The organism is Asticcacaulis endophyticus (assembly GCF_014652575.1).
Taxonomy (GTDB): Bacteria; Pseudomonadota; Alphaproteobacteria; order Caulobacterales; family Caulobacteraceae; genus Asticcacaulis; species Asticcacaulis endophyticus.
Genome location: NZ_BMZB01000001.1, coordinates 301,730 through 323,265 on the forward strand (window position 1 = coordinate 301,730; position 21,536 = coordinate 323,265).

General features: G+C 54.8%; 21 protein-coding genes and 2 tRNA genes. 13 read left to right on the top strand and 10 right to left on the bottom strand.

The genetic code is table 11. The annotated features are described in order from the left end of the window. Nucleotides 1-64: 64 nt before the first annotated feature. Entirely contained in the window at nt 65-1,090 is a 1,026-nt protein-coding gene (locus IE102_RS01340) for a methyltransferase domain-containing protein (RefSeq protein ID WP_189484579.1), read from the top strand. 25 nt (nt 1,091-1,115) lie between these two features. On the opposite strand, the gene ilvD is transcribed toward IE102_RS01340, so the two are convergent. Continuing rightward, complete coding sequence (gene ilvD / locus IE102_RS01345) at nt 1,116-2,981, bottom strand: dihydroxy-acid dehydratase (protein WP_189484580.1); 1,866 nt, start codon at nt 2,979-2,981, stop codon at nt 1,116-1,118. Between the two features lie 633 nt (nt 2,982-3,614). On the opposite strand from ilvD, the gene IE102_RS01350 reads away from it, so the two are divergent. The 8 genes from IE102_RS01350 (at nt 3,615) to leuB (ending at nt 11,738) form a co-directional block, all read left to right on the top strand. Next, nucleotides 3,615-4,211 (top strand): IlvD/Edd family dehydratase, encoded by a 597-nt coding sequence (locus IE102_RS01350; protein WP_189484581.1) that lies wholly within the window; start codon nt 3,615-3,617, stop codon nt 4,209-4,211. Nucleotides 4,212-4,310: 99 nt separating this feature from the next. Further along, complete coding sequence (gene ilvC, locus IE102_RS01355; protein WP_189484582.1) at nt 4,311-5,312, top strand: ketol-acid reductoisomerase; 1,002 nt, start codon at nt 4,311-4,313, stop codon at nt 5,310-5,312. A gap of 200 nt (nt 5,313-5,512) precedes the next feature. Beyond that, on the top strand, nt 5,513-7,201 hold the full coding sequence (ilvG, locus tag IE102_RS01360; protein ID WP_189484583.1) for an acetolactate synthase 2 catalytic subunit: 1,689 nt from the start codon (nt 5,513-5,515) through the stop codon (nt 7,199-7,201). Then, nucleotides 7,179-7,445 carry an ACT domain-containing protein gene (locus tag IE102_RS01365; RefSeq protein ID WP_189484584.1) on the top strand — a complete coding sequence of 89 codons (267 nt, stop codon included), beginning with the start codon at nt 7,179-7,181 and terminating at the stop codon, nt 7,443-7,445. Before ilvG ends, IE102_RS01365 begins: the two co-directional genes overlap by 23 nt. A 189-nt stretch (nt 7,446-7,634) precedes the next feature. Next, nucleotides 7,635-8,564 carry a branched-chain amino acid transaminase gene (locus IE102_RS01370; protein WP_189484585.1) on the top strand — a complete coding sequence of 310 codons (930 nt, stop codon included), beginning with the start codon at nt 7,635-7,637 and terminating at the stop codon, nt 8,562-8,564. A gap of 69 nt (nt 8,565-8,633) precedes the next feature. Next, the gene (gene leuC / locus IE102_RS01375; protein WP_189484586.1) at nt 8,634-10,034 is read left to right on the top strand and encodes a 3-isopropylmalate dehydratase large subunit; all 1,401 of its coding nucleotides are present in this window, start codon (nt 8,634-8,636) and stop codon (nt 10,032-10,034) included. Between the two features lie 52 nt (nt 10,035-10,086). Beyond that, nucleotides 10,087-10,674, top strand: coding sequence for a 3-isopropylmalate dehydratase small subunit (leuD, locus tag IE102_RS01380; RefSeq protein WP_189484587.1), 588 nt, complete (start codon nt 10,087-10,089; stop codon nt 10,672-10,674). After that, complete coding sequence (gene leuB, locus IE102_RS01385) at nt 10,671-11,738, top strand: 3-isopropylmalate dehydrogenase (RefSeq protein ID WP_189484588.1); 1,068 nt, start codon at nt 10,671-10,673, stop codon at nt 11,736-11,738. Before leuD ends, leuB begins: the two co-directional genes overlap by 4 nt. A 20-nt stretch (nt 11,739-11,758) precedes the next feature. Here the strand turns inward: leuB and IE102_RS01390 are convergent, their stop codons facing one another. Beyond that, nucleotides 11,759-12,049, bottom strand: coding sequence for a DUF167 family protein (locus IE102_RS01390; RefSeq protein WP_189484589.1), 291 nt, complete (start codon nt 12,047-12,049; stop codon nt 11,759-11,761). Between the two features lie 7 nt (nt 12,050-12,056). Beyond that, nucleotides 12,057-12,362, bottom strand: a complete 306-nt coding sequence (locus tag IE102_RS01395; RefSeq protein ID WP_189484590.1) for a YggT family protein — start codon at nt 12,360-12,362, stop codon at nt 12,057-12,059. 158 nt (nt 12,363-12,520) lie between these two features. Here IE102_RS01395 and IE102_RS01400 point away from each other — a divergent pair. Then, nucleotides 12,521-12,596, top strand: a tRNA-Ala gene (locus IE102_RS01400). A 163-nt stretch (nt 12,597-12,759) separates the two neighbouring features. Continuing rightward, nucleotides 12,760-13,863, top strand: a complete 1,104-nt coding sequence (locus tag IE102_RS01405; protein ID WP_189484591.1) for an acyltransferase family protein — start codon at nt 12,760-12,762, stop codon at nt 13,861-13,863. 117 nt (nt 13,864-13,980) lie between these two features. Here the strand turns inward: IE102_RS01405 and IE102_RS01410 are convergent, their stop codons facing one another. Then, nucleotides 13,981-15,156 carry an OmpA family protein gene (locus IE102_RS01410; RefSeq protein ID WP_189485960.1) on the bottom strand — a complete coding sequence of 392 codons (1,176 nt, stop codon included), beginning with the start codon at nt 15,154-15,156 and terminating at the stop codon, nt 13,981-13,983. Nucleotides 15,157-15,498: 342 nt separating this feature from the next. Here IE102_RS01410 and IE102_RS01415 point away from each other — a divergent pair. Both IE102_RS01415 and IE102_RS01420 read left to right on the top strand, forming a co-directional pair. Further along, nucleotides 15,499-15,588: transfer RNA gene (locus IE102_RS01415), tRNA-Ser, on the top strand. Between the two features lie 395 nt (nt 15,589-15,983). Next, nucleotides 15,984-16,580 carry a hypothetical protein gene (locus IE102_RS01420; protein ID WP_189484592.1) on the top strand — a complete coding sequence of 199 codons (597 nt, stop codon included), beginning with the start codon at nt 15,984-15,986 and terminating at the stop codon, nt 16,578-16,580. 91 nt (nt 16,581-16,671) lie between these two features. Here the strand turns inward: IE102_RS01420 and IE102_RS18055 are convergent, their stop codons facing one another. From IE102_RS18055 to IE102_RS01445, 6 genes are all read right to left on the bottom strand, one after another. After that, a complete protein-coding gene (locus IE102_RS18055; RefSeq protein ID WP_373295576.1) occupies nt 16,672-16,959 on the bottom strand; it encodes an HGGxSTG domain-containing protein in 288 nt (95 codons plus the stop codon). Then, a complete protein-coding gene (locus tag IE102_RS01425; protein ID WP_189484593.1) occupies nt 16,853-17,446 on the bottom strand; it encodes a hypothetical protein in 594 nt (197 codons plus the stop codon). Before IE102_RS01425 ends, IE102_RS18055 begins: the two co-directional genes overlap by 107 nt. Beyond that, nucleotides 17,431-18,249, bottom strand: coding sequence for a hypothetical protein (locus IE102_RS01430; RefSeq protein ID WP_189484594.1), 819 nt, complete (start codon nt 18,247-18,249; stop codon nt 17,431-17,433). Before IE102_RS01430 ends, IE102_RS01425 begins: the two co-directional genes overlap by 16 nt. A 721-nt stretch (nt 18,250-18,970) precedes the next feature. Continuing rightward, nucleotides 18,971-19,159, bottom strand: coding sequence for a helix-turn-helix domain-containing protein (locus IE102_RS01435; RefSeq protein WP_189484595.1), 189 nt, complete (start codon nt 19,157-19,159; stop codon nt 18,971-18,973). Nucleotides 19,160-19,341: 182 nt separating this feature from the next. Beyond that, nucleotides 19,342-20,001, bottom strand: coding sequence for a hypothetical protein (locus tag IE102_RS01440; protein WP_189484596.1), 660 nt, complete (start codon nt 19,999-20,001; stop codon nt 19,342-19,344). Nucleotides 20,002-20,156: 155 nt separating this feature from the next. After that, nucleotides 20,157-21,479 carry a tyrosine-type recombinase/integrase gene (locus IE102_RS01445; protein ID WP_189484597.1) on the bottom strand — a complete coding sequence of 441 codons (1,323 nt, stop codon included), beginning with the start codon at nt 21,477-21,479 and terminating at the stop codon, nt 20,157-20,159. Between the last annotated feature and the right edge of the window lie 57 nt (nt 21,480-21,536).

The window sequence follows — 21,536 nt, forward strand, 5'->3', positions numbered from 1 at the left end:
GCGCCTTTTCGCATTGCCCTCGGTTTTAAGTATCCGTAGTGTTACTAAAACTGGGAGAAAATAAATGGTTGGTCATTCAAAATCCATTACAGATATAACTTTTTCATATTTAAATCTAAATGGATTGGGGCTTGAGATTTCGCCCTATTTCGATCCCGTTATGCGTAAAGGTGACTATAAAGTTCACTATACAGATTATATTGGCACTGAAGAAATCCGTGCCAAGGCGGCCCTTAACCCCGGCCTTGCGGGTCGGGATGTCCCTGAAATCGATTTCGTCTGGCAACCTGGAAAGCCACTTGCCTCATGTAAGCCTAAAAAGGCAAAATACGATTATGCCGTCGCGTCGCATGTGCTCGAGCATGTCCCCAATCCCGCCGGCTGGCTTAATGAGGTACTATCTGTCGTTAAGGTTGGCGGGCATGTGGCGCTGTTTTTGCCGGACCGGCGTTGGTCGTCCGACTTTTTCCGCAAAAATACTCAGGTTTACCAGATTTTACAGTGGTGGATTGAGCAGCCCCCTGTGCCGACACCGGGTCAAATTCTGGACTTTATGATCAATTCGTTTGCTCTGGTCCACGGCATGAATGCGGATTGGGACCCCGACATCGGTCCTGAGTCCCCACAACGGGCCTATCCCGATAGCGAGGCCATTAGCACTACCATATCCAGATATCAGAGTGGCGAATACCTCGATATTCACTGCACAGTCTGGACGAGCGATACGATCGAAAACATATTTGATCGCCTGAAAGACTTGGGCATTCTCAATGCAGAGGTTGTAAATCTCACCAGCGATAAGGGTGAGTTTATGGTTATGCTCAAAAAATTGGGTGAGCCAAAACGCTTACCGCCGCAAACCAAGTCTTATGCAGCACCAATCGTGGACGCCCCTCAGCCAACAGAGCTCGCGTCGGCGGGCGACCCGCACATTAACCATCAGCTTGGCATATTGCGCCATGACCTTGGCTTTTTAATTCAAGAATTTGATGCGTACACCAAGGAAACACGTCAGCATACCGAGCGTAGCCGCATCTCCATCAGGCTACGCACCTGGGCAAAAATTCTTCTGGGGCGAATTAAACTTTAGGTTCTCCAGTTACGAACAGTTGAAGCTACCGCTTCAACTGGCTCAGGTCGCGCACAGCACCGGTGTCGGCTGAGGTGGTGAGCGCCGCATAAGCCTGCAGGGCCGCCGAGACATAGCGCTCGCGGTTCTTGGGCGTGAAGGCGTCCTGACCGCGCGCTTCTTCTTTCGCCCGGCGGTGGGCCAGTTCTTCCATAGTGACGCGCAACTCAATAGTGCGGTTGGGGATATCGATGTCGATGATATCGCCCTCTTCGATCAGAGCAATCGCCCCGCCTTCACCGGCTTCGGGGCTGACATGGCCGATGCTCAGCCCCGACGTGCCGCCAGAGAAACGCCCATCGGTCAGCAGGGCACACACCTTACCCATGCCTTTGGATTTCAGGTACGAGGTCGGGTACAGCATTTCCTGCATGCCCGGCCCGCCCTTGGGGCCCTCATAGCGGATGACAACGACATCGCCCTCTTTGATCTGGTTCTTCAGGATGGCATCAACCGAGTCTTCCTGCGCTTCAAACACCCGCACCCGGCCTGAGAATTTCCAGATGGATTCATCCACGCCGGCCGTTTTCACGATGCAGCCTTTTTCAGCGATATTGCCGTAGAGCACGGCCAGCCCGCCATCCTTGGTGAAGGCATGCTCGACCGAGCGGATGACGCCGTTCTCGCGGTCTTTGTCCAGTTCGGGCCAGCGCTTTGACTGCGAGAAGGCCTGCGTCGTGCGCACCCCGCCGGGGGCGGCCTTAAAGAACTCGGACACCTCTTCATCATTGGTGACGCGGATATCCCAGTAGGCCAGGGCGTGGCCCAGTGTCGGCGAATGGACGGTCGGCAATTCCGTGTTCAGCAAACCACCGCGGGCCAGTTCGCCCAGGATCGACATGATGCCGCCGGCGCGGTGGACATCTTCGATATGCACATCTGATGTGGCGGGGGCGACCTTACACAGGCACGGGGTGGAACGCGAAATCCGGTCGATATCGGCCATCTTGAAATTGACACCGGCTTCGGACGCGGCGGCTAAAAGGTGTAATACGGTATTGGTCGACCCGCCCATAGCCACATCAAGGCGCATAGCGTTTTCAAACGCCGCATAGGAGGCGATCGAACGCGGCAGAACGCTTTCGTCATTACCTTCGTAATAGCGCTTGGTGATATCAACGATCATCTGACCGACATTCTTAAACAGGCGCTCACGGTCCGAGTGGGTCGCCAGAACCGTGCCATTGCCGGGTAGAGACAGGCCCAAGGCTTCGGTCAGGCAGTTCATCGAATTGGCGGTAAACATGCCCGAACACGACCCGCAGGTAGGACACGCGGCTTCTTCGACGGCCTTAACCTGCGCGTCGGAGATATTGTCATCGGCGGCCTGAACCATCGCATCGACCAGATCAAGCGCATGGGTCCTGGCCACCCCGTCCTTATCGGGCCACACGACCTTACCGGCTTCCATGGGCCCACCGGAGACAAACACCGCCGGAATATTGAGGCGCATGGCGGCCATCAGCATACCCGGCGTGATCTTGTCGCAGTTGGAGATACAGACCATGGCATCGGCACAGTGGGCATTGACCATATATTCCACGCTGTCAGCGATCAGATCGCGGCTGGGGAGGGAATAGAGCATCCCGCCGTGGCCCATAGCGATACCGTCATCAACGGCAATGGTGTTAAATTCCTTGGCGACACCGCCGGCTTTTTCGATCTCACGCGCCACCATCTGCCCTAAGTCTTTCAGGTGAACATGGCCCGGCACGAACTGGGTGAAGGAATTGACGACCGCGATAATCGGCTTGGTGAAATCGGAATCGGTCATGCCGGTCGCCCGCCATAGGGCGCGGGCGCCTGCCATGTTGCGGCCAAAGGTGGTGGTGCGGGAACGATAGGCAGGCATTATCTCATCCTTATCCGGAAAGTTGAGAACGGTTCACAAAAACTCAAAGCATTATAAGCCATTTGCGGCTGGCATATAAGCCTAATGGCCAAGTTGGCAAGACTGATATATGATATGACGGCAAGACGCGGGGTATTGGCCCTTTTGCAGCGCGGAAAAGCCTTTCACAAACTCAGCCCGTCGTGCAAGTTTTGATATCAAAACCGGGTCATTTGGAAAATATTTTTCACAAATGGTCGATATTCAGAAAATTAATTCCAAATCGTCGCTTGATTGCCAATTTTCAGGAAAAAATTTTCCACTTTTTCCTTTGCTTTTTTAAAACCGATCAGGCATATAGTCATCCCAAGCCAAAGCTATGAATGCTGAGGCCAGATGGAGTTTACCTGTTGTGACGAAAGCTATAGCCATAGCGATGGACAAAACCGAGAGCCGTAAGGCGCTCGCGATGTCGTTTGTCAGCCTGGTATCCATTGTATCGCTACTTATCGTGGGCGTCGTACGCCCCATGATCGTGGAGTGGTGACCAAACGGTTCAGACCAAATTAATGGCCTAAATCAGTCTCCCGCTCCGCCCCCGGAAGCGGGGATTTTTGTATCTAATCACCCTCGAAACCTTTGAAGAGCTGCACCATGAACGCGCAAATCAAGATGACCCCAACCGCCACCGAAGCCCCATCCTTTGAAGTCACGGCCGCCTTTATGGCCGCTTCGCTTGTTGGCGCTCAAAAGGTAGTGTCCGGTTTTGCCATTCTTCATGGATCGATTGCGCCCGTCGGCGGCATTTTAAAGCTGTCGGGCTTCGGGGAACGCTTCGAAGGTCAGGCGCGCGTTTTCGAAGACGAAATGACGGCTATTGCGGCTGTCCGCGCCGGTGAAATCGCGTCCGGCACCGCCATCATCATTCGCCATAAAACCGATCTGCGCGATATCGTGGACGCCATTGAGCACGCTGGCATCACCGGCATCGCCTTGGTCAGTGACGGTCATATCGCAGGCTCCACAGCCAATGCCATGATCGTCGGCAACTGCGCGCCTGCAGCGCAAGGCGGTGGCAATATCGGTCGTTTGCGCGATGGTGACATCATCACCATTGACGCCACTTCGCGCCGCATCGAGACTACGGCGGACTTATCCGGTCGTAAATCCAGCTTCACAGCACCGGCCCGTGGCTATCAGGGCCATCCGGCGCTTGAAAAATATGCACGTGTTATGACCGCGGCCTCTTAACAGGCCCGGTCATTTCTTTTTGGGCTTTTCGTATTTATGGCTTTGCCGTAAACCCCTTCACCACTTATCCACGCTACACGAACTTTCAGGAGTACCTTCGTGAAAATCTATACTAATGACGACGTTTCCGCCGACAGCTTGAAGGGCGAACGCGTCGCCATCGTTGGCTACGGCAGCCAAGGCCGCGCCCATGCTCAGAACCTGCGCGATTCGGGCGTTGACGTAATTGTCGGCGTTCGCACCGGCGGCGCTGGCTACGAAAAGGCCAAGCACGACGGTCTGCCGACCGCAGAAATCAAGGACGCCGTTAAGGACGCGACCATCATCGCCATCCTGACGCCGGACATGAGCCATGCCGAAATCTACACCAACGACATCGCCCCTTACGCCGCTAAGGGCGCGTCGATCCTGTTCGCCCACGGCTTCTCGGTCCTTTATGGCCGCGTCGATGCCCGTGCCGACCTCGACGTCATTCTGGTGGCCCCCAAGGGTCCAGGCGACCTCGTGCGCCGCGAATATCAACGTGGCCGCGGCGTACCGTCGCTGTTTGCCGTTGATCGTGACGTGACTGGTAAGGCCGCTCAGCGCGCCCTGGGCTATGCCCGCGGCATCGGCGGCACCGTTGGCGGCGTCATCGAGACGACCTTCAAGGAAGAAACCGAAACCGATCTGTTCGGCGAGCAGGCCGTTCTGTGCGGCGGCACGACCGAGCTGGTCATGATGGGCTTTGAAACCCTGGTTGACGCCGGTTACCGCCCGGAAATCGCCTATTTCGAAGTTCTGCACGAACTGAAGCTGATCGTTGATCTGCTGTACGAAGGCGGCTTTGCCAAGATGCACTCGTTCGTGTCCGAAACCTGCAAGTACGGCGATCTGGTTTCCGGCCCGCGCATCATCAACGAAGAAACCCGTGAGCGTATGCAGGAAGTCCTCAATGACATTCAGTCTGGCGACTTTGCCCGCGACTGGATTCTTGAGAACATGGCTGGCCGTCCGCGCTACAACGCCCTGATGCGTCAGGATCTGGATCACCCGATCGAGCATACCGGCCGTGATCTGCGTTCGCGTATGTCTTGGTTGCAGGAAAAGAATAACGGGTAAGCAACTCACGGAAAAGTTTGAGGCTTTGCCTCAATACATTTTCCGTGGGCCATATCCTCTGATCCGGCTTCGCCTTGGCGAGGCCGGATACACAAAAAATGAAAATTTCTGAGGGCCGTCCCAAGGAAATTTTCTCCGTATTGTTTACGTGAAAAACGTATTGGCGGCCTGCCCGCCAAACTTTTTTACGAGGGATCATCATGATAAACCAACCGACCGGAGCACAGTTAGTCATCTCAACGTTAAGAGCGTTGGGCGTGGATATCCTGTTTGGCTATCCGGGCGGGGCCATCATGCCGATCTATGATGCGTTGGCCGGCTCCGGCCTCACGCATATTCTGGTGCGCCACGAACAGGGCGCGTCCTTTGCCGCCGATGCCTATGCCCGCGCGACGGGTAAGGTCGGCGTTTGTATGGCCACCTCCGGCCCCGGCGCCACCAACCTCATTACCGGTATCGCCAACGCCTATATGGACTCAGTCCCGATGGTCTGCATCACCGGGCAAGTCGGCACGCACCTGTTGGGCACAGACGGTTTTCAGGAAGTCGATATCCTGGGCCTGACATTGCCAATCGTGAAGCACTCCTGGCTGGTGCGTGATCCGGCAGAGATCCCTGCCATTTTGTCGCGCGCCTTTCAAATTGCTCAGGAAGGCCGTCCGGGCCCGGTTCTGGTTGATATCCCAAAGGATGTCGCCGCCGCCTTTGTCAAAGACGTGCCGACAACGGGCGAATTCCCATCCTGGCAGCCGCCGCAGCCCGATGTCGCCGATATCAAGGCGGCTGAAAAGCTTATTGAGCAATCGAAAAAGCCATTGTTTTACATCGGTGGCGGGGTCGAAATGGCTTTTGCCGTGCCGCAGTTGCGCGCTCTGATGGACCGTACCGGCATTCCGGTTGTCTCGACGCTGAAAGGCTTAGGCGCGATCCCGACCACTGACGACCTGTTCCTCGGCATGCTGGGGATGCACGGCACCCGCGCGGCCAATATCGCCGTTCAGGACGCCGATCTGCTGATCGTTCTGGGCGCACGGTTCGATGACCGTGCTACGGGCAAGCTGTCGGCCTTTGCGCCCCACGCTAAGGTCATCCATGTCGATATCGACGCCGCTGAAATCAACAAATTGCGCATGGCCCAAGTCGGCATTCTGGGCGACCTGAAAATGGTTCTGGACGGCCTGCACCCCAAGATGCAGGACATCTCCCTGTGGGTTGCCAAGTGCAAATCCGACAAAAAGAAACACGCCTTCCGCTACGACGCGCCGGGCACCGGCATATATGCGCCGGCCCTTCTGAAGCTGCTGTCGGAAAAGGCCGGTGATAAGTTCGTCGCCTGTTGCGATGTGGGTCAGCACCAGATGTGGGTCGCTCAGCACTGTCAGTTCCTGCAAAACCGCGCCCATCTGACGTCGGGCGGCTCCGGCGCTATGGGCTATGGTTTGCCCGCCGGTGTCGGCGCAAAACTGGCCCTGCCGGACCACCATGTGGTCACGGTGTCCGGCGACGGCTCATTCATGATGAACATTCAGGAAATGGCCACCCTGCGCCGTTACGGTATTCCGCTGAAGATCGTCCTGCTCGATAACTCGTCTCTGGGGCTGGTGCGTCAGTGGCAGCGCCTGTTCTACGAAGAAAACTATTCGGAAATCGACCTCAGTGATAACCCGGATTTCGTGACGGTTGCCCAAGCCTTTGGCCTTGATGCCTTCCGTATCACCAGCCGCGATGAGGTCGATGGCGCGCTCGATCGCCTGCTGGCGGCGGATAAGCCGACCTTGTTGCATATTTTGATTGATCCGCGCGAAAACGTCTGGCCGCTGGTGCCGCCGGGCGCGTCGAATGCGGAAATGATGGAGGAGCGTTGGGATGAGCCACTTGATTCATATTGAGATTGACGATCTCGACGGCACGCTCCTGCGGGTATTGGGCCTGATTGAACGGCGCGGCTTTTTCATTGATGCGATTGAGATGTATCCGATCGATGACAAGACCCGTGGCTTAAGCGTTACGGCGCGCGCCAAGGAGTCCCATCGCCGTTTTGAAACCCTCTATGCGCAGATCGACCGTCTGTATGGTCTGAAGCGCGTAGCCGAACCGCGCAAGGCTGCCGCCGCTCAGAAATTGTCGGCCTGATTATGCGCGACTTGAAACCTATCGAAAGCGGGATTAAAGACGTTGCCATAGCAACCGGCTTTGAAATCGCGCCATCTTATCGGGAAACAGGTATACGGGGTCGTCGTCGCGACCCCGGTTCCGTAGGCAGTGGATTTTAAGCCTTTCACACTGCCTTTAAGTTAATTCTCCGAATACGGAATATTCCAAATGAATAAGAAACTCGCTGATACGATCTGGTTCAACGGCAAGCTGATCCCGTGGGAAGACGCCACCATCCACGTCATGACCCACGCCCTGCATTACGGCACCTCGGTTTTTGAGGGCGTGCGCGCCTATGATACGCCAAACGGCCCGGTTATTTTCCGCCTGCATGAACACTCCCAGCGCCTGATCGACTCGGCGCGGATCTATCACATCCAACTGCCGTACACTGTAGATCAGATCAACGATGCGTGCCGTGAGATTGTCCGCGCCAACAATCTCAAAAGCGCCTATCTGCGCCCGATCGCCTTTCTGGGCGAATGCGGCATGGGGGTCACCCCTAAGAAGGAAAATGTTTCGGTCGATGTTGCCATCGCCGCCTTTCCGTGGGGTGCTTACCTGGGCGAAGAAGGCCTGCTTAAGGGCGTTGATGTCTGCGTTTCGTCCTGGAACCGCGCCGCCCCGAACACGATCCCGACTGGCGCCAAGGCTGGCGGCAACTATCTGTCGTCTTACCTGATTGGGTATGAAGCGCGTGAGCGTGGTTTTGCAGAAGGTCTGGGGCTTGGCCGCGATGGCCTGCTGTCCGAAGGGGCCGGTGAGAACCTGTTCCTGATCCAGAAGGGCAAGATCTTTACGCCGCCCCTGGCCGCGTCGATCTTAGGCGGCATCACCCGTGACACGGTGATCCAACTGGCCCGCGCGGAAGGGATTGAGGTCATCGAGCAGGTTCTGCCGCGTGAGATGCTTTATCTCGCTGACGAAGTGTTCATGACCGGCACCGCGGCCGAAGTCACGCCGATCCGTTCGGTTGACGGCATTCCTACCCGCGTTGGCGGCCCCGGCGATGTCACCAAGCTGATCCAAAAGCGCTTCCACGGCCTGTTCACCGGTGAAACGGAAGATCGCTGGAACTGGTTAGCGCCGGTCAACTAACCGCGCCGAAATGTTACGGGATGCAAGGGGCGGTGCCCCTTGCACCTTTTATTATCAGGACAACCCAAGATGTCAGAACAACCTAAGTCCTTATTCGACAAGGTATGGGAAAAACACATAGTCGAAGACGAAAGCTACGACCGCCCGGCCGTGCTTTACATCGACCTGCATCTTGTCCACGAAGTCACCTCGCCGCAGGCCTTTTCGGCGATTGAGGAACGCGGCTTAAAAGTCCGCCGCCCCGACCGCACCTTTGCGACGCTTGACCACTCGACCCCGACCTTGCCGCCAAATGCTGCGGGTGAGCGTCCCTATTTTACGGCGGACGCCAAAAATCAGGTCGAAACCTTAGAGCGCAACACTCAAAACCACGGCGTGAAACTGTTCGGCTGGGGCTCCGAAAACCGCGGCGTCGTCCACGTTATGGGGCCGGAAATGGGCCTGACCCAACCCGGCATGACCGTGGTGTGTGGTGATTCCCATACCTCAACCCACGGCGCGTTCGGCTGCATTGCCTTTGGCATCGGCACCTCCGAAGTCGGCCATGTGCTGGCGACACAGTGCCTCGCGCAACGCAAGCCCAAGACCATGCTCATTACCGTCACCGGCGAATTGCAGGCTGGGGTTTCGGGCAAGGACGTGGCCCTGACCATCATCAACCGCTTGGGCTTTGGTGGCGGCACCGGCTATGCGCTGGAATATTGCGGGCCCGTGATCGAAGCGCTCGATATGGAAGGGCGCATGACGGTCTGTAACCTGTCGATCGAGGCCGGTGCGCGCTGCGGCATGATAGCACCCGATCAAAAGACCATTGAGTGGCTGCGTGGGCGGGCCTATGTGCCGGCCGATTATGAGGCCGCCGCCGCTGAATGGCTGAAACTGAAATCCGACGACGGTGCGGTCTTTGACGACGAAATCACCATTGATGGCTCGATCATTGAGCCAATGGCGACCTGGGGCACCACGCCGGACCAAGGCGCTGCGGTCTCCAAAGCCGTGCCGGTGGCCTCGAACGAAAACGAAGCCAAAGCCCTGAAATATATGCACTTTGCGGGTGGCGAAGCCCGCGACCTGGCTAAGGTCGATGTGGTCTTTATCGGCTCTTGTACCAATGGCCGCATGTCCGATTTGCGGGCGGCGGCTGAGATCATGAAGGGCCGCCATATCGCTGAGGGCGTACGCATGCTGGTCGTGCCGGGCTCTGAGCAGGTCCGCGCCGAAGCGGTCGCCGAAGGGTTGGATAAGATATTCACCGAAGCCGGTGCCGAATGGCGTCTGCCGGGCTGTTCGATGTGTATCGCCATGAACGGTGATTTCGTTCAGCCGGGACAGTTGGCGGTCTCGACTTCCAACCGCAATTTCGAGGGCCGTCAGGGCCCCGGTGCGCGCACGGTTCTGGCCTCTCCGGCCACGGCGGCGGCGTCAGCCATTGCCGGTCACATCACCGATCCAAGACGGTATATCGCTTAAAAGTCCCTCGCTCCGCTCAGTGTACTTTTAAGCGGAAACTGGAAACGAAAAAATGTCAAACCAAGAACCGATCAACACTTTCTCCTCACGCATCGCCGTGCTGCCCGAAGCCAATATCGACACCGACCAGATCATTCCGGCGCGCTTTTTGACAACCACGTCGCGTAAAGGGCTTGGCGTGGCGGCGTTCAACGACTGGCGCTACGAAAAAGACGGCACGCCCAAGCCAGACTTTATCCTCAACACTATCGACCCATCCGAGCATCGCGTTCTGGTTGGCGGCAATAATTTTGGCTGCGGCTCATCGCGTGAACACGCGCCGTGGGCGCTCACGGACTATGGTTTCAAGGCCGTGATTTCGACCGAGATCGCTGATATTTTCACCTCCAACAGCCTGAAAAACGGCCTGTTGCCGATCGTGGTAACACCGGAGATTCACGCCAAGCTTCTGGCCAGTCCGCAGCAGCGTGTGACGATTGACCTTGAGGCCAACGAACTGCGCCTCGAAGACGGCACGGTCTTTATCTTCAAAATCGAAGCGTTTGCCCGCCAGTGCTTGTTGGAAGGCGTCGACGCTATGGGCTGGCTGATCAACCGCCTGCCCGCCATTGAAACCTATGAAAAAGAGCATGCCGCATGAGCGCGTTTAAGATCGTAATCCTCCCCGGTGATGGCATCGGCCCGGAAGTCGCCGCCGCCGGCCGTCTGGCGCTGGAAACCATTGGTGATGTGTTCGGCCATAACTTCACGTTTGAAGAAAAGCTGATCGGCGGCATTGCCATTGATACGGTTGATGATCCCTATCCGGCCGATACCGATGCCGCCTGTCTGGCCGCCGATGCGGTTCTTCTGGGGGCGGTCGGTGGGCCGAAGTGGGACTTAAAGCCCAAGCGGCCTGAGCAGGGCTTGCTGGCCGTGCGTAAATCCATGGGCCTGTTTGCGAACTTACGTCCAATGGATGTAGCGCCGTCTCAGGCGTTCCGGTCACCGCTGAAAGAAGAGATCGTATCGGGCGCCGACATGCTGATCGTGCGCGAACTGACCGGCGGCCTTTATTTCGGCAAGCGCACCCGCACGGAAACGACCGCGACCGATGAGTGTCTTTATACGGTGGCCGAAGTCGAGCGCGTCGCTCATGTTGCCTTTCAGGCCGCTCGTAAGCGCCGCAATAAGGTCACCAGCGTCGATAAGGCCAATGTCATTGAAACCTCGCGCCTGTGGCGGGAGACGGTCAATAAACTGCACGCCGCGGAATATTCGGATGTCGAGCTGGAGCACGCCCTGGTCGATTCCATGGCCATGCATCTGGTGACTCGCCCCAAGGACTTCGATGTCATTCTGACCGAGAATATGTTCGGCGATATCCTGTCAGATCTGGCCTCGGTCCTGCCGGGCTCGATTGGGTTGTTGGGGTCTGCGTCATTGGGGTCTACCGGCAAAGGTCTTTATGAGCCGATTCACGGTTCAGCCCCGGACATCGCCGGTAAGGATCTGGCCAACCCGATCGGCACGCTTAAATCCGTCAGCATGATGCTGCGCCACAGTCTGAACCTGACCAAAGAGGCCGATACGCTCGATGCCGCCATTGAGGCGGTGATCAAGGCAGGCACCCTGACCCGCGACCTTGGCGGCACCACGTCCGGCTCTCAGGTCGCCAAGGCTGTCTCTGACCAAATCCGTATTCAGGCCAAAGTCGAAGCTTAATTCTCAGAAATAAAAACCTCTCAGATTTTGATCTGAGGGGTTTTTATTTGAGCCATAAGGGCATCATCGTTTAGACCTTCGACCTCAATCTGCTTATAGCGTGACGTATCACCCGACAACAGGGTCAGGCGCGATTTCGGCAGGTCTAGTTCCTTGGCCAGAAACGCTAAAAGGGCCGCATTTGCGCGGCCCTCAATCGGTTGGGCTTTCACCCGTACTTTCAGAATTTTACGGCCAAACTCGTCTATATCCCAACCATCTATACGGTCGTGGGCGGCCTTGGGCGTCAGGCGTATGACCAGTCTGGCCATGACCCGTTTAGCCCAGAATAGGATAAAGGCCGTTAGCTGCCATCGGGATCAGGAAGCGGCGCATCCCTGAAATGATCAGCAGCGCAAAGATCGGGCTGATGTCGATGCCGCCCAGCGTCGGGATCAAGCGCCGGAACGGCTCAAGGATCGGGCCGGTGATCCGGTCCAGCGTGTAGTGGATATTATAGACGACACGGTTATGGGTGTTGATGACATTAAAGGCGATCAGCCAGCTCATGATGGCGCTGATGATGATGGCCCAATAGGCGATGCCCAAAATGCCGTCGAGAATAAAAATAACAAAACCGGTCATGCGTGTCCTTAACTGGGATCGGGCGGCGCGGCTTTAAGCGCGCGTAATTATATCCATATAATGATTTGGCTGTGTCAAACAAGTAAGACCGGCAGGTTAAGGAGACCTTGACAGGTTCATATCCTGGTTTATTAAAAACCACACTTTGTCATGGACAAGGGGCTATAGCTCAGTTGGTAGAGCGCGTCGTTCGCAATGACGAGGTCAGGAGTTCGAATCTCCTTAGCTCCACCATTGAAAACACTGTTTACGCGACCGCTTTGGCCCGATGTTTCCCTTATAAATAAGCCCCTACTCACGCGCCGCCGTCGCGCGCTGCGGCGCAAACAACCGTCGGGTGATGTGTCTATACGCTCACATAACGCCGCTATAGGTTGTGAGCGATAGGGGATTCGACATGGCATCTGCGGCACCCAAACCGGCCCATCTTAACACGCTTGATGGTTTGCGCGGCATTGCCGCAGTTTCGGTCATGGCCTTTCACTGGCACATCGAAGCCGGTTCGCCCCTGTTTCAGCACAGCCGTTTGGCCGTCGACCTGTTCTTTTTAATGAGCGGTTTTGTGCTGGCCTATGCCTATGATGACCGCCTGAAGGCCGGTCTGCCCTTTTGGACTTTTTTCATTCCACGCCTGATCCGGCTTTACCCTATGATATTGATGGGGATCGGATTTGGCGCCGCCTGGTTTACACTCGACGGGCTGATTACGGGGGAGCAGGCATTTACGGTTCCCCAGTTCGTCATGTATCTGCTTATGAACCTGTTTATGATTCCGGTCGTGACCTGGGATCAGGACATCGCGATGTTTCCGCTTAACCTGGTGCTGTGGTCGCTGTTTTTTGAGCTTATAGCCTATGCCGCCTATGGCTTGGTGTTTGCCAAGGCCAAGACGCGCTGGCTTGTTCCGGTCATTGTGGCAGGCGCCATTGGCGTGACCGGTTGGCTAATCTTCAATTTTGGCGCTTCTCCCGCAGTGCCGACGGGTCTGGGGTTTCTTAAACAAGGCTTTCTGGCTGATCTGTCGCGGATCGGCCTGTCGTTTTTTCTGGGCGTTATGATCTTTCGCGGACTCCCACGATTAAACGCCTTTCCGTCTATTCCTGTCGTATTCTTGCCCATGATGTGCCTGCTGATTTTCGTTCAGCCCGAAGGCAGCCTTAACTGGTGGACGTGCCTGTTCACCATACTAATCGTCCTCCCTGTCATGCTTTTATCAGCCATCCGGGAAAATATCACCGGACGCTATGGCGCCGTCTCCAAATTCCTCGGCGATATATCATACCCTCTGTATGTCACCCACCTGCCGGTCATGTGGGCTATGCGCGCCGTTTTGCACAAACTATTCCCGAACCTGCCCATCATATGGCTGGGCCTCATCATATTGCCCGGATGCGTGTTGGTCGCTTATCTCCTGCTCAGGTCCTATGATCTGCCTGTGCGACGCTTCCTGAGCCAGAAGCTCAAGCCCATCAGCTTGAACAACCGCATACCAGCGGAGTAAGCTCTGAAATTGCCGCTATTGCGCCATCACTTGGCCTGAGTTGACAAACAAAAAACCCGACCTGATTGCTCAGGCCGGGCTCTTTTGTCTTAAGACCTTAGAGGTCGCGATCTTAAATTAGAACGCGATGTCGATGGTCGAACGACGGTTCAGAGGCTCTTTCACGCCGTCGCCGGTGGCGACTGCCGGGGCCGATTCACCCTTCCAGTCAACAGCCAGCTTGGAACCGTCAACGCCGAGGCCAGCGAGGGCATCAGCAACGGTCTTAGCGCGGCGTTCCGACAGGCGAATGTTATAAGCAGCCGAACCGGAGGTGTCGGCGTGACCAACAACAACGATACGGGTCGCGTTACCAGCCTTGGCATAATCAGCCGCGGCCTGAACCACAGCCTGAGCATCTGCCGTCAGAGCCGATTGGTCGAATTCGAAGTACACGATGAATTCGCGGGCTTCATAGACCGGGGCTGGCGGCGCAACCGGCTCAACCACCGGAGGCGGAGGCGGCGGAGGCGGTGGGGGAGGAGGCGGCGGTGGAGGAGGCGGGGTCGGCGAACCGAAGGCCCAACGCAGACCAACCGAAACCGTTTGGTTATCGAAACGGCCAGAGAAGTCACCTGGCTGATAAGTAGCCAGCGGCGACGACGAGGTCGAAGCGATGCTGACTTTATCCAGCTTATGATAACGGTAGGTCAGGTCCAGGTCCAGCTTTTCGGACAGAGCCCAGACGAAGCCGGTCAGGAACTGGTAGGAAGCGACCGTGTCATCACCAGAGATGGACAGGGTCTGGCTGGCATTCGAGAACTTGCCTTGAATGTCGACGTCAACCTTGGTCAGACCAGCACCGATACCGACGAACGGATGGAAGCTGGATTCTGGCAGGAAGTCATAGATCAGGTTAGCCATGACCGAAGTTTGATCGATCGAACCGTCCGGCGAACCGCAGGTGGTGGCGGTTTGCGTTGAGGCACAAAGTGACTGAGCCGTAAGAGTGCGCGGGAAACCACGAGCTGCGGTCACGTCGCCGGGGCGATAGCCGCCTTCGAGTTCAACGCGCCAGTTCGGGCTGTAACGGTAGCCGAGACGGGCAAAACCAGCCCAGTCGTCATCCGTCGAAACGTCGAAGATGTAAGGACCGCCGTCAGGGGCCGTACCTTGCGAACGGGCACCCCATTCGTCCTTCCAGTTATAACCGAGGTCGACGGCGCCGTACCATCCCTTGATTTCTTCAGCGACGGCACCAGAGGCCAACGCTAAAGAGGCGAGTGCAGCACTCGCCAGCAGTTTCAATTTCATAATTAGAGCCCTCTCTTGGCTTTTTCCAACAAACAGCCGACGCATTCGGCTGAAAGCTTTAATCATTACAAGCGCCTTTAATAACTTCACGAGGGGGGTTTGACTAGCCGTCAAATTGAATAATGCCCCATATTCAGCCGTTTCAGGTGCGTTTAGGCGAACCTGACACCTTAAAGACACGCTTATCCCTATAAAATCAGAGGATGTAAAATTTCAATTCGTGATACCGAGCGTCAATAGTCTGAAAATACCGCACAAAAAAGCTTGCACAAACTTTCATCAGCCATTAGAGACACCCGCTCTGACGGCCACAGGCTTTACAGCCCCTACTCAGACCTCTGCGGAGAGGTGGCAGAGTGGTCGAATGTACCGCACTCGAAATGCGGCGTAGGTGGAAGCCTACCGTGGGTTCGAATCCCACCCTCTCCGCCACCACACATTGATTTATATATATTTTTTTATGGATGAGCCTTCAGTCCCCTTAAAGGCTCCCTAATTCACTGTCGACTTGACCAACTTGAAAGCTCTCGGTCTTAAAGATCAAATAAGCTACATGGAGACCGGGGGATAAAAATTGCTATAAATCGGGGGGTATCGTTATTGAAATTGTTTTATTCAGTTGTGGTTCTATTTGCTGCACAAGCAGGTGCTCAGGAGAGCGGCATTAGGGAAAGACCGTTCGACCTGCAATTGGCGATTACAGCGAAAGTCTGCAGTGCTTCGGATGAGTAAGGCCGCTTTCGCAAACGAATAGAGGACGCGAAGTCACAACATTTGCTTTCAGAGCTGTAGTGCGCAAAATGGCAATTGCGGCGCGGGGAATCGAAATGAGCAAACTCAATTGGGGAATTGGTCTTAAACGCAGCTTTATCGCTTTGTCAGCCATTTACTGGGTGATAGCGCTGGCAGTCGCTGTGTTTTCGATTGGAACGACTTGGGAAGAGGCCCCGGATGTTCCGAAAGAAACGTGGTCGATCTATGAGGTTAGGTCACCAGATGGCAACATATATCTTATTTATGGTGGCGAAGACGTAATCCCTTCTTTAGAGGCGTATCTGGCCGACGCGAACAAAGGTACTGCAGAAACAGTGTTCATTAATCCGTCGCCGCCACCGACACAAACGCAGAGTAAGCCTCAGGAAAACACATTCGATCCAACTACCGCTAAAGCGATAGCAATGGAGACCGTTATCAGCGAAGGAGTTGCCTTTGTTTTTCCACCGGATACTCCGAACGACACAATCAAAGCAGCTATCTCTAAGCACCTAGAAACTGAAGCAAATAACAAATTAGTTGCTAATATTCAGGCAGCCTTAATCCCCAGGATTTGGGTTTTGTTCAGATTTGCGATAGGCTTCGGAGTGATCTTCGCCACAATTCTTACGGTCCGTTGGATTGTACGGGGCTTTAAAAGCTCATTATAGTTGGACGTTAGCCCGAATAAGAATGGTGCCCAATGTAATTTCACAGCGAAATTTCTCATGACCCTGTTTGCCTTTTTAATGCCACGGTACGTCAAATTTCCTTAGCGAACTGATTAAACTCGCGCATCAGTTCCCTAACGCAAGCAATCTCACCTTTATTCGCGTCAGTGTATAGCCCGTGACGAAAGCGCCCATTTGCTTTCCCCTTCGGTGCGCCAGACCCTTTACCACCATGCATCCGGCACTTATCCTTGCCCCGGATTGCCGGGGCTTTACAGGTGTATCCCGTCCGCTTTGATTTGGCTTGGCATCTTGCTGCAAGGTGTGCCCGGCTTATGTTTGAGGGCTTTTGCAACGGGTTGATCGTCGATTTTTGCATTTTTACCCCCTCTGGTGTGATTGTGGATTTGATCGGCGATGACAGCCTGCCCGCCCTCGTTGACATGAACGTGGCGAACAGTCTGTTCTCGCGGTTGATGCAGCTTCGCTAGTGCCTCAAGCGTTGCACGGCTGTTTGCTTGCGCTTTGAGCGCTAAGCGCGCATAGGTCTCGGCGGCATTAATATATTCGCCTAGGTTCATAGCTGCACGTCTGGCAAACTCCGTAAACATATTATCAAGTGTGAGAGCCTGAGCTGCCAAAGTACGGCTTGCAAACGTCAAATCGCCTTCAATGGCGCTTTTTGAAACCTGATTGACGTAATGCGTGTAATCCCCGATCTCAGGCAGAGTAACCCCTTTTCCCATTATCTTTGAACCAAAGCTCGAAGCAACGTCACCGTGCCTTATGCCCGGCCTCAGGATGGCCCGCGCAACCGCTTCCCCTTCCGTTTCGTCTTTGGATGGTTCAACTAAAATCTTAGACATTTTTTGTCGTCCTTTCTGGCCTTTGGGCTGATGTTTTGAGAGACTCCGCAACGCTTGCCGATGATTAAGCCACCGGGTTCAACGCGGGTCAGATTGTGGGATTTGACGGCGGCTGCATCCGCACCTTTGAGGACGTAGCCAAGGGCCGTCTCTAGGTTTAGGGCATGCAAGGCAGGGTTACCTATTTCCAGCCCTAGGCGACCTCCTATGGGGCGGGAACATATGACACCACACTGATAAGGGCTGTCTGTGATAGTTCGCAACCAGCGCTTTTGAAGCTTGCCGATAATGCTGACCATTTGGGCAGGCACATACATGAGAATATGTGCATGACCGCCTTTTCGGTCGCCGTTTTCATGCACCCAAAGCCACGCAGTTTTGAAGGCATGCCGGGCAAGGGCTCTGGTGAGCAGGTCAATGAATCGGCCTGTTGCCTTCGCCATGCCTAAAAGGGGTATTCCAGCGCCTTGCCAGTGAACCGTGATCATGCGGTTGAAGGGCAACCCGATGGTTTCTGCAAACTCGCTTGCGGCAATGAGATTTGTAACCTGACTGACAGAGAGCGCGTGGCTTACACGGCTTGCGCTGTTGCGTGCGCCGCCGCGTGCTCCCCGCTTTATAGCCAAATTGGGTCTGACACCTAATATAAGATACTTAAGGAGGTTTGCGCGGCCAGCACCGGCGAACCTATATCCGGAGACCGGTTGGCGATTTAAACCCCGCATTGAAACTTCACCGAAATAGCGCTTCCGGTGAAGTTTCAAACACGGCCCACGCCGCCCCTCATTTTGAGTTTTGAACATGGGCACCGTCATCATTGTGAGGGGCTCTCCCCACTATTGAGCATGGGCGCGATGATCCAAACGATTGCGCTTTTGCCCGTCCAATTTGAACGACGCAGACCGCTGTCGATTATGATCCCCAGACGCTTTAGTTCAGAGGTTCTCGGTTGAATTGAACACCGATCTTGACCAAGCTTTGCGGCAAGCTCATCGGCTGTTAGGCCTTGCGTGCCTGCGTCCCGGATGGCGGCCTCTGAGACGCGCTGAAGGCGTCCAAGCTTAGGATTGATGTCTATAGCGGCAGCGATAGAAGTCTCTATGCCCCGATGACCTGGCGTGTATGGGTATTTATCCATTAACGCCTCCATCATATGGCGGAAGCCCATTTTGCTTTAAAAGCACGTCCAGCCATTTAAGCTGTTTAGCTGTAGCGCTGTCTGCAACGGAAATGTGGCCGCAAAAACCTGCCGCCTTATGGGATAAGTTTGGACATTGATTGAGCAGTGCCAGAGCAGCCGCGCGGTGGTGAATGAATGGTAGGTTAGTCATTCGCCGCCTCCCCAAAGGCTAGAGTTGCCGTGACGCCAGCGACCGACGGTGAGAGACCAAAGCGCCGCACAAGACGTTGCAACTGCCTGTCATGTGAGTTAAAGGTTTCGTGTGAGGCTCCGCCAAGAAAATCACACGATAAATTGCAAGCCCGGCCCACTTGGAGCCGGGTTTGTTGTGTTTGGGTCATGGCTTAGGCCTCCGGTTTATAAGCTGGAAGGCTGGCCAGATAGGCCTGAAGGTCTGAAAACGCTATGAGCGTACGACGGCCTGCCTTGCGTGCGGTTAAATCGCCGCGTTTCAGCAACTCATAAAATCGAGTTTTTGACAGGCCAGAAAACTTAACAGCCTCTGGAATGGTCACTGTGATTGGTGCCTGCATTTAGGCATTTCCCGCAAAATTAGCGGGCTCCTCTAGCGAGGGACAAGTTCAGATCGGAAGTGATCACCTGGACGTCGCTGGAGGTAATGGTACCCTAAACCACACCACTGCCAAATAACAAATATTCATATTTTCAATGACTTATTTAATAACAATCTAATCGCTATTAAATTCTGTGGAAATTAATCACCATTTTTATTAGACATTAGGTACGCTGAGCCGAATAAGCCCAAAGAGGCTTTAGACGCTTCCAGCACATAATTTACCGGTTGTTTTAATACAGCTTCCCGAATTTCTTTCATTGTAAAGTGAGGCGGAATAGGGCCAATCCTTTGCACATGATCGTCAATCCAATGCTGAGAAATTTCTAAAAAACTCGGCCAGTGCTCAGCACTGGGAAGAGCTTTAATTATACGATTTAAAGTTTTGATGTGGGTTTCATACGGATACTCTACTTCCGAATAGAAATAAGCCTTCAGGTAAACCCGATCTGGCCGCCCCTCTTTTAGATCGCGCAGCAAACGCCGAAATGTTGAAATTGGACTATGGCCAGGTTGTTTCTCTGCATAAAAATTAGCTATTTTATAGTTAGTGCGTAACTCAAAAGGATTGCGCCCTTCTATAAAATCAACCGCATCTATTCGAAAAATAGGAGCAAGAAACTTCCAATCTGTTCTTGTTTTCGGGCCACGTTTCTGCTTATTTTTCTTAAGAGCCTCAACAACCGCAGGCTTGCCGTACTTTTTTACAAGCCGTTGAATCTCCTCATCAAGATCACGAGAGGTGTCAGCGAGAGAGGCTGGCGGCCCCTTTCCCGGCAACTTCGGAGGGTATGATGTCATGGATAAATCCGCCTCCCGAGCGGTTCCCAAGATGTGACAGGGAAACGCATGGGAGTTGCGCTTGTCGGCAGGCCAGCCTATCCCCGCTTGTATTTTGCCGGTTTACGCCGGATTTGGCAATTCCTCAGCGGGCAATATAATCGCATTGGCTTTGTTCATGCGACGGCTCCACGAATAGGTGTTACACTGGCGTCGTACACGCCCTCGCCATTGCAGAAGTCTGCCCAATCATCCATGAGGCGGCGACGTTTCTCAAATAGGCTTCCGCGCCGATATGCCGCCTCGGCCTTATTTCCAATCGTATGAGCCAGGGCCATTTCACAGACTTCATGGGCATAGCTAGTGCGCTCCGCTGCCCAATCGCGGAAAGATGACCGAAAGCCATGCACAGTCACGTCGGCTTTCATCCGTCGTAAAAGCATGGTCATCGCCATGCCTGAAAGTTTGCCGCCGCGATCACTAGGAAACACAGGCTTCTCGCTTGTTTCAACGCGCGATCCGGAATTGAGACCCCGATGACTTGGGCCCTGTAGCGCTTTTATGGACTGAAGTATTTCAATGGCGCGTTTGGATAAGGGCACGCGATGTTCTACCCCTGCCTTCATGCGAATGGCCGGAATTGTCCACTCGGCCTTTTCAAGGTCAATTTCTGCCCATGTGGCGCCCAATACCTCACCAGTCCGACCCGCTGTCAGTATGGCAAATTCCAATGCCAAAGCAGCTGTTGCCTGGCGTGACCTTAACCCCTGCATAAACTCCGGTAAGGTGTCGTATGGCATGGCGGTAAAGTGCCCACGCGACAAGCGAATGCGCGGCGGCAGGATTTGATCGATATGGCCACGCCACCGGGCGGGGTTTTCACCCGTCCGATATTCTCGTGCCTTAGCAGCGTCCAAAACCGTTTCTATGCGCCCCCTGACGCGGCTGGCAGTTTCGGGCTTTGTGCCCCAAATCGGCTCCAAGATTTGCAGCACATGGGCGGTTCCGATCTCGGCCACTGGCAAATCACCAATTGCAGGATAAACATAGGTACTAAGGGTGTTCGCCCATTGTTGACGATGTTTGGGATTACGCCAGCTATCCGAATTAGCAGCGATATGGGCCTCAGCTACCTCCCTAAATGTAATCTTGGCGATCTTCCCCGCTTGTGCTGTCGCAAGAGCGTGGGCGGCCCGTTCCGTGCGTTCCGCGAGCGGATCAATACCCTGCCTCACCTTCGACCGATAAACCTCAGCAACCACCCGAGCCTGCGCAAGTGTTAGCTCTCTGCTGTTTTCCTTCGCCATAATCTCGGCAGCTTCCGGGCAATTCGAAAGTCCAATGTCACGCGCCTTGCCCTTGAGCATGAACCTGAACACCCAAGAGCGCGCTCCAGTATCCTTGACCAACAGATATAAGCCACCACCGTCGGCATGCCGTCCAGAAGGCTTGGATTTGACTTCTATTGCCTTGAGCCTGTTACTGACCTTTTTGGGCATAGCGCCCTCCGTTCCCAAAACTGTTCCCCAATAATACGCTGGTTTTAGGGGAACGCA

Coding starts and splice junctions, on each gene's coding strand:
- IE102_RS01340 (WP_189484579.1), top strand. CDS start 65: ATGGTTGGTCATTCAAAATCCATTACAGATATAACTTTTTCATATTTA.
- ilvD (WP_189484580.1), bottom strand. CDS start 2,981: ATGCCTGCCTATCGTTCCCGCACCACCACCTTTGGCCGCAACATGGCA.
- IE102_RS01350 (WP_189484581.1), top strand. CDS start 3,615: ATGAACGCGCAAATCAAGATGACCCCAACCGCCACCGAAGCCCCATCC.
- ilvG (WP_189484583.1), top strand. CDS start 5,513: ATGATAAACCAACCGACCGGAGCACAGTTAGTCATCTCAACGTTAAGA.
- IE102_RS01365 (WP_189484584.1), top strand. CDS start 7,179: ATGAGCCACTTGATTCATATTGAGATTGACGATCTCGACGGCACGCTC.
- IE102_RS01370 (WP_189484585.1), top strand. CDS start 7,635: ATGAATAAGAAACTCGCTGATACGATCTGGTTCAACGGCAAGCTGATC.
- leuC (WP_189484586.1), top strand. CDS start 8,634: ATGTCAGAACAACCTAAGTCCTTATTCGACAAGGTATGGGAAAAACAC.
- leuD (WP_189484587.1), top strand. CDS start 10,087: ATGTCAAACCAAGAACCGATCAACACTTTCTCCTCACGCATCGCCGTG.
- leuB (WP_189484588.1), top strand. CDS start 10,671: ATGAGCGCGTTTAAGATCGTAATCCTCCCCGGTGATGGCATCGGCCCG.
- IE102_RS01390 (WP_189484589.1), bottom strand. CDS start 12,049: ATGGCCAGACTGGTCATACGCCTGACGCCCAAGGCCGCCCACGACCGT.
- IE102_RS01395 (WP_189484590.1), bottom strand. CDS start 12,362: ATGACCGGTTTTGTTATTTTTATTCTCGACGGCATTTTGGGCATCGCC.
- IE102_RS01405 (WP_189484591.1), top strand. CDS start 12,760: ATGGCATCTGCGGCACCCAAACCGGCCCATCTTAACACGCTTGATGGT.
- IE102_RS01410 (WP_189485960.1), bottom strand. CDS start 15,156: ATGAAATTGAAACTGCTGGCGAGTGCTGCACTCGCCTCTTTAGCGTTG.
- IE102_RS01420 (WP_189484592.1), top strand. CDS start 15,984: ATGAGCAAACTCAATTGGGGAATTGGTCTTAAACGCAGCTTTATCGCT.
- IE102_RS18055 (WP_373295576.1), bottom strand. CDS start 16,959: ATGCAAAAATCGACGATCAACCCGTTGCAAAAGCCCTCAAACATAAGC.
- IE102_RS01425 (WP_189484593.1), bottom strand. CDS start 17,446: ATGTCTAAGATTTTAGTTGAACCATCCAAAGACGAAACGGAAGGGGAA.
- IE102_RS01430 (WP_189484594.1), bottom strand. CDS start 18,249: ATGTTCAAAACTCAAAATGAGGGGCGGCGTGGGCCGTGTTTGAAACTT.
- IE102_RS01435 (WP_189484595.1), bottom strand. CDS start 19,159: ATGCAGGCACCAATCACAGTGACCATTCCAGAGGCTGTTAAGTTTTCT.
- IE102_RS01440 (WP_189484596.1), bottom strand. CDS start 20,001: ATGACATCATACCCTCCGAAGTTGCCGGGAAAGGGGCCGCCAGCCTCT.
- IE102_RS01445 (WP_189484597.1), bottom strand. CDS start 21,479: ATGCCCAAAAAGGTCAGTAACAGGCTCAAGGCAATAGAAGTCAAATCC.